The sequence below is a fragment of the Micromonospora sp. NPDC048040 genome (genome assembly GCF_055587185.1).
Genome location: NZ_JBVJGT010000075.1, coordinates 21,411 through 27,564 on the forward strand (window position 1 = coordinate 21,411; position 6,154 = coordinate 27,564).

The 6,154-nt window shown below is 71.6% G+C and carries 7 protein-coding genes; 2 read left to right on the forward strand and 5 right to left on the reverse strand.

All coding sequences use genetic code 11. From position 1 onward, the window contains the following. Nucleotides 1-36 precede the first annotated feature (36 nt). Nucleotides 37-1,464 (reverse strand): MFS transporter, encoded by a 1,428-nt coding sequence (locus ACZ6O2_RS33650; RefSeq protein WP_466025802.1) that lies wholly within the window; start codon nt 1,462-1,464, stop codon nt 37-39. A 369-nt stretch (nt 1,465-1,833) separates the two neighbouring features. On the opposite strand from ACZ6O2_RS33650, the gene ACZ6O2_RS33655 reads away from it, so the two are divergent. Further along, nucleotides 1,834-2,115, forward strand: a complete 282-nt coding sequence (locus tag ACZ6O2_RS33655; RefSeq protein WP_350711229.1) for a heavy-metal-associated domain-containing protein — start codon at nt 1,834-1,836, stop codon at nt 2,113-2,115. 231 nt (nt 2,116-2,346) lie between these two features. Here the strand turns inward: ACZ6O2_RS33655 and ACZ6O2_RS33660 are convergent, their stop codons facing one another. Genes ACZ6O2_RS33660 through ACZ6O2_RS33670 form a run of 3 tightly spaced genes read right to left on the reverse strand, consistent with a single transcriptional unit; the run spans nt 2,347 to nt 4,048 of the window. Continuing rightward, complete coding sequence (locus tag ACZ6O2_RS33660; RefSeq protein ID WP_466025803.1) at nt 2,347-3,267, reverse strand: M56 family metallopeptidase; 921 nt, start codon at nt 3,265-3,267, stop codon at nt 2,347-2,349. Continuing rightward, the gene (locus ACZ6O2_RS33665; protein WP_466025804.1) at nt 3,264-3,629 is read right to left on the reverse strand and encodes a BlaI/MecI/CopY family transcriptional regulator; all 366 of its coding nucleotides are present in this window, start codon (nt 3,627-3,629) and stop codon (nt 3,264-3,266) included. Before ACZ6O2_RS33665 ends, ACZ6O2_RS33660 begins: the two co-directional genes overlap by 4 nt. 56 nt (nt 3,630-3,685) lie before the next feature. Further along, the gene (locus ACZ6O2_RS33670; protein ID WP_466025805.1) at nt 3,686-4,048 is read right to left on the reverse strand and encodes a DUF2752 domain-containing protein; all 363 of its coding nucleotides are present in this window, start codon (nt 4,046-4,048) and stop codon (nt 3,686-3,688) included. Nucleotides 4,049-4,317: 269 nt separating this feature from the next. Between ACZ6O2_RS33670 and ACZ6O2_RS33675 the strand changes: the two genes are divergently transcribed. After that, nucleotides 4,318-5,187 (forward strand): F510_1955 family glycosylhydrolase, encoded by an 870-nt coding sequence (locus ACZ6O2_RS33675; RefSeq protein ID WP_466025806.1) that lies wholly within the window; start codon nt 4,318-4,320, stop codon nt 5,185-5,187. A gap of 86 nt (nt 5,188-5,273) precedes the next feature. On the opposite strand, the gene ACZ6O2_RS33680 is transcribed toward ACZ6O2_RS33675, so the two are convergent. Further along, the coding region (locus ACZ6O2_RS33680; RefSeq protein ID WP_466025807.1) for an HAD-IC family P-type ATPase at nt 5,274-6,154 on the reverse strand (881 nt) is incomplete at its 5' end.

A 6,154-nucleotide genomic window follows, 5' to 3' on the forward strand; every position in this document is an offset into this window, starting at 1 on the left:
GCTGGTGATCGAGGTGAGTGTGGTGGGGGATTCGGGTCAGCTGACCTGGGCGGGCTGGGCGTCGGTGGTCTGTTCCGGGTGGGGTGCGGTGCTGCGCAGGGTGATCGCCGCGATGGCTGCTCCCGCGGCGGCGATGATCCCGGCGCCGATGAAGGCGGCGGAGTAGCCGTCGGTCAGGGCCGGCAGGTCGCCGAGTTGGTCGGCGCCGTAGGACGCGGCGACGGCGGTCATGGCGGCCAGGCCGAGGGCGGAGCCGACCTGGTAGCTGGTGTTGACGATGCCGGATGCCAGCCCGCCTTCCTCGGGGCGGGCGCTGGAGATCGCGGTGCCCAGCGACGGGATGAAGGCGAGCGACATGCCCAGCGCCGCGACGAGTGAGGCGGGCAGGACGTCGGTGACGAAGGTGCCGTCCGGGCGGATCAGAGCGAGCCATCCGAGGCCGGCGGCGAGGACCGCGAGGCCGGTCACGACCATGGGCTTGGGGCCGAATCGGTTGATGGCCCGCGGTGCGAGGGCGATCATCCCGAGCATGATGAGGACGGTCATGGGCAGCAGCGCGGCACCGCTGGGGAAGGCGCTGTAGCCGAGGACCTGCTGCAGGTACAGGTTGAGGTAGAACCACATCGGGATCCAGGCCGCGCCGAGCAGCAGTTGGGCGATGTTCGCGGCGGCGAGGTTCGTGGCGCGGAAGATGGACAGGCGCATCAGCGGCTCCCGGCGGGCGGCCTGGATGGCGAGGAACGCCGCCAGGGCGGCGACGGCGCCGGCCAGGACCAACCAGGTCTGCCCGGAGGACCAGCCGACCTCGGGGGCGCGGACGATGGCGTAGACGGCGGCCCCGAGACCGAGGGTCACGGTGAGCGCTCCGGCGACGTCGAGGGAGCCTCGGCGGGCGCCGCCGGCCGGCATCAGCGCCGGGGTGGCGAGGACGGCGACCAGCGCGATCGGGATGTTGATGTAGAAGACCCAGGGCCAGCTGACGTACTCGGTGATGACGCCGCCGAGGAAGACGCCGGCGGTGCCGCCGGCGGGTGCCGCGGCTCCGTAGAGAGCAAGGGCTCTGGTGAGTTCCCGCGGCTCGGCGCCGAAGAGCATCATCAGCAGGGTCAGCGCCGAGGGCGCGATCAGGGCGGCGCCGGCGCCCTGGACGGCGCGGGCGGCCAGCTCGACGGCGACGCTGTCGGCCAGGCCGGCGGCGGCCGACCCGGCCAGGAGGATCAGCCAGCCGGCGGTGAACATGCGGCGGGCGCCGAACAGGTCGGACAACCGGCCGCCGAGCAGCAGCAGGCCGCCGAAGGCGACGACGTAGGCGTTGAACACCCAGGACAGGTTCTCTGGCGAGAAGCCGAGGTCCGTCTGCATCCGAGGTAGAGCGACGCCGATGATCGAGGTGTCCATGATGACCATGAACTGGGCGAGCGCGATGAGGCCGAGCGCCCACCACCGCTTGGTCCTGGGTGACATCACAACCACTCCTTTATGCCCCTAGGGGGTACGGGTAAGTGGAGAATGTTTACCCCCTAGGGGTATCTGACGTCAAGTGATCCACGTCAACGACACCCGAACACGCGAACCCCTTGCGCCATATACCCCCCTGGGGTAGCGTCCGCTTATCCAGAAAGGCGGATCGTGACGGGGACACCGGCACCCAGGCAGAGGACGCCCACACCGCAGCTCCCCCGGGCTGAGGGAGGGGCTCCGGGTGACCAGAGGGTCAGACGAGGGTCCTTGTTGCACCGGCATCTCACGCACCGTCGCTGCGAAGCGTCGGTGGTGGAGAGCCGTCCAGTCCTGATCCGCCGTGCCTACCCACACCCACCAGAGGAGATGTCCATGTGCAACAGCGAATCCAGTTGCGGCTGCGCCACTGCCGTTGACACCGCCCCGCCGGCCACCGCCACCCAGGACGGCGTCCGGACCACCTACACCGTGTCCGGAATGACCTGCGGGGGCTGCGCCAACTCCGTACGCAAGCACCTCAGCACCGTCGCTGGCGTCACGGGCGTCGAGGTCGATGTGACCGACGGCCTGGTCACCGTCACCAGCGACGCCGCCCTGGAGACCGCCGACGTACGCACCGCGGTCGAACAGGCCGGCTACCAGCTCGTCGGCTGACCACCTGGCCGGTCGTGTCCGTCCCGGACACGGGCACGACCGGCCGCGCCCCTGCCGCATCAACACGGTCACAGGAGTCGACGTCTGGGCTTGAACGGCTGCCGTCCGGCGTCATGGTCCCTCCGAGGTGCACCGCTTGGCTTGCCTGAAGGAACGCTGACGTTCGGTTCGTGGCGTGACGGAATCGCGCCTCTTCAGCGAACCTGGTTCGCCACGGGGGCCGCAGGATGCTCAGGCGCAGAAGAGGATGGTGGTGGCGACACTGACCAGTGCCGGCGCGAGCACCGCGGCCAGCGGAAGTGCGACACGGGTCGACGCCCGGGAGCCCGGTTCCCCGGCCTGCAGGCGGTGCAGCCGCATAGGCACGTCCGCTCCGGCCATCGGCAGGGCGTGCGCGGGGTGTGGCGCACCGTTGAGGGCGATCAGCGCCGCGCGAACTGCGGGCGCGCCGCAGGCGCGCACGGCGGCCGCGTCGGCGGACAGCTCGACCAGAAGGCGCATGGCGCGCGGGGCGCGGCGGGTCAGCGGCACCCACGGTGCGGCCGCGGCCAGGACCTCGGCGAGGGCGACGATCAGATGGTGGCGGCCGCGCAGGTGTGCCCGCTCGTGAGACAGCACCGCCGCGCGTTGCGCCGCAGGCAGCCCCAGGACGCCGGCGCTGACGACGAGCAGGCCCCGGCCGCCACCGACGCTGTAGGCCAGTGGCACGCGATGCGGAAGCCGCAGCACCGGTACACGCTCCGGCGTGCGGGTTTCGCCGACCAGAGTCACCAGATCCTGGTGCGCCTGCCGAGACTTGCGCTGCGAACGCCACTGCCGGGCCGCAACGACCAGGCTTCTCGCGGCCAGCGCGGCGACCGCCACCATCCCGGCCACGCCGAGAACCTCGTCCTGCGCCGGCAGCCGGCCGTGGCGCACCGCGAGCCAACAGTGGTGCGCGAGATACTCTGCCCAGTCCTCGATGCTGTCGGCGGGTGCGAGCAGCAGCGCCGCTCCGGCGGTGAAGGTCAGCAGCACTGCGGCCAGGCTGCCCCACCAGGCGAGCAGCACGGCGACCGGATCACGGACCCGGCCCACGGCGCGCTCGAGCAGATCCGGGGCGACCCAGGCTACGACGAGCGCACCGACGATGAGGGCGACGGCCGGGCTCACCGACGATCCGACCGCTCGTCGAGCACCTGCCGCAGCACCGCCAGTTCCCGGTCAGAGGCCGAACGGGCGAAGTGCAACAGCACCACGTCGGGTTGGAGACTGGTCTCCAGCATGCGCCGCAAGGTCCGCGCCACGAGTTCCTCCCGGCTGCCGGCGGGCCGGTAGTGGTAGGCCTTGCCGCTCTTGTCGCGCAGCACCCACTGCTTGCGGTGCAGGTTGTCCAGCACAGTCATGACGGTGGTGTAGGCCAGGGTGCGTCCGGTCAGTCTGTTGAGCACCTCACGCACCCGCAGGGGCTCGCCCGCCTGCCACAGCACGTCCATGACGGCGGCTTCCAACTCGCCCAGGCCGTTCAACGGCACACCGCCTCCCACATCCACGTCAGCCTACGCTGACCTCGCAGCGCCGCACCTCGGTGCTACGGCGTCAGGTTGGGGATGTCGAACCAGGAGAACGGCGCCCACGGCAGGTTACGCAGCACCGTGCTGTAAAGCAGGAAGACGGCGGCGTACGCCCCGTAGGCCCAGGCGGGCAGGCGCAACGCGGGTAGTTCGCGGCCGATCCAGGCCGAGGCGAGGAATCGCACGCCGAGGTACGCCACGAATGGCGCCGCGATCAGCGCGGCCAGGTGGTGGCGAGCGGCCTCGACGAGGTCGCCGTGCAGCAGGTAGTAGAACATGCGGGTGCCGCCGCAGCCCGGCCCGTTGATGCCGGTGAGGGAGTGCCACAGGCAGGGGCCGGTCGGGTCGGCGACCCGGTCGGTGGGATCGAATCGCAGCACGAATCCCACCGCTGCAGCCAGTACCGCGGCTCCGGCAACCGATACCGCGCGTCGCAACGCCCGGTTGGGCGCCGCCATGACCTGACGCACCGACAACCTCCTCGCTGCGCCGACGCTGGGCGCACACTCGCCGGCGCGTCATGTACGCACCGTGACGCCTGACGACACTACTACTATCCGGCCATAGTAGATGACATACGATCGGGGGACGGCGCGGGATGATCCCGGGCCGCCAGCACAGGTCGCAGGGCGAGGCAAGGGAGCTTGGTGTGGCCCACAAGGGGCAGAATCGGTTGGCATGGATCGGCGTCGCGGTCGGCGTCCTCCTGCTGGTCACCGCCGCGGCCACCGCCGTCGGCCGGCGTGGCGACGCCACCTCCACCGGCTCGTCGGCGTTGGGCAGCGGCGGGCTGGGCCACGTGCACGGCCTGGGCGTGAACCCCGCCGACGGACAGCTGTACGTGGCCACCCACCATGGAGTGGTCCGGTTCTCCGGTGCCGAGGCGACCCGGGTGGGGAACGGCCGACAGGACACGATGGGCTTCACGGTGACCGGCCCCGACGAGTTCCTCGCCTCCGGGCACCCGGCCCCCGGCGAGGACGGGCCGAGGCACCTGGGGCTGATCCACAGCACCGATGCCGGCCTTTCCTGGCGGACCCTGTCCCTGGCCGGGCAGGCCGACTTCCACCTGCTGCGCTCTTCCGGCGGCGTCGTGTACGGCCTCGATTCGACCAGCGGCGCCCTGATGGCCAGCACCGACCGGGTCGCGTGGCAGACCCGTTCCACGATCGAGGCCTACGACCTGGCCGTCGCCCCACACCGTCCGGACACCCTCCTGGCAACCACGGAACAGGGCACGCGCCGCTCCACTGACGGTGGCCGCACCTGGGCGCCGGCCGGCGGTCCACCAGCGGTGCTGCTGCACTGGTCCGCGCGGGAACTGGTGGCGGTCACGGCGGATGGCGCACTGGTGCGTTCCGTCGACGGTGCGGCGACCTGGTCGCCCACCGCCGGCCGCGCAGGGGGCGCCCCGGTCGCGCTCACCGTGCACGAGAACCTCATCCACCTGGCCACCGAGGACGGCCGGGTGTTGCGCAGCGCCGACTCGGGCGCGACGTGGCAGCCGATGACGCCCTGAACCGACGTACCCGAATCGCCTGCGCCTGTCCAGGCGGGCGGCGGCCCGGTCGGATCATCCCGACCGGGCCGCCGTTCGTGCGTGTGTCAGTGCTGTCCGGGGGTGAGCTTGACCCGGCGCAGCAGCTGGGCGTTCAGCGCCACCACGATGGTGGAGGCGGACATCAGCACCGCACCGACCGCCGGGCTGAGCGTGAACCCAGCCCAGGCCAGCGCTCCAGCGGCAAGTGGGATCGCCACCACGTTGTAGCCGGCGGCCCAGACCAGATTCTGGATCATCTTCCGGTACGACGCGCGGGACAGCCGGATCACGCCCGTGACACCACGCGGGTCCGACGAGGCCAGGATGACCCCCGCGGACTCGATGGCGACGTCGGTGCCGGCGCCGATGGCCAAACCGACGTCGGCGCGGGCCAGGGCGGGGGCGTCGTTGACGCCGTCGCCGACCATCGCCACGGTCAGCCCCCGGGCTTGCAGCTCGGCGACCGCCCGGTCCTTGTCGGCGGGCAGCACCTCGGCGAAGACCTCGTCCACCCCCGGCCGGAACCCCAGGTCGGCGGCGACCGCCTCGGCAACCGGACGGGCGTCGCCGGTAATCATCACGATCTTCTTGACGCCCTGTTCGCGCAGGTCGGAGATGGCCTGGCGGGCCTCCGGACGGACCTCGTCCTCCAAGGCGAACGCACCCACCGCGGCCGGCTGGCCGGTCTCCGGCAGACGGATCAGATGCAGCACCGCCGCACCACGGGACGACCATCCCCGCGCAACGGTGTCCAGCTCCTCGGGAACCTGCGCGCCGAGTTCCCGCAGCAGGGCGGGGCCACCCACCGCCCAGGAGGCACCGTCGACGACCGCCTGGACCCCTCGACCGGTCAGGGACCGGAAGTCCCGGGCGGTCGCCCGCAGCCCCCGGTCCTGCGCGACCTTCACCAGAGCCTTGGCCAGGGGGTGTTCGCTGTCGGCCTCGA

Bases quoted from the DNA above. Each gene is read 5' to 3' on its own strand.
- ACZ6O2_RS33650 (WP_466025802.1), bottom strand. From the start codon at position 1,464: ATGTCACCCAGGACCAAGCGGTGGTGGGCGCTCGGCCTCATCGCGCTC.
- ACZ6O2_RS33655 (WP_350711229.1), top strand. From the start codon at position 1,834: ATGTGCAACAGCGAATCCAGTTGCGGCTGCGCCACTGCCGTTGACACC.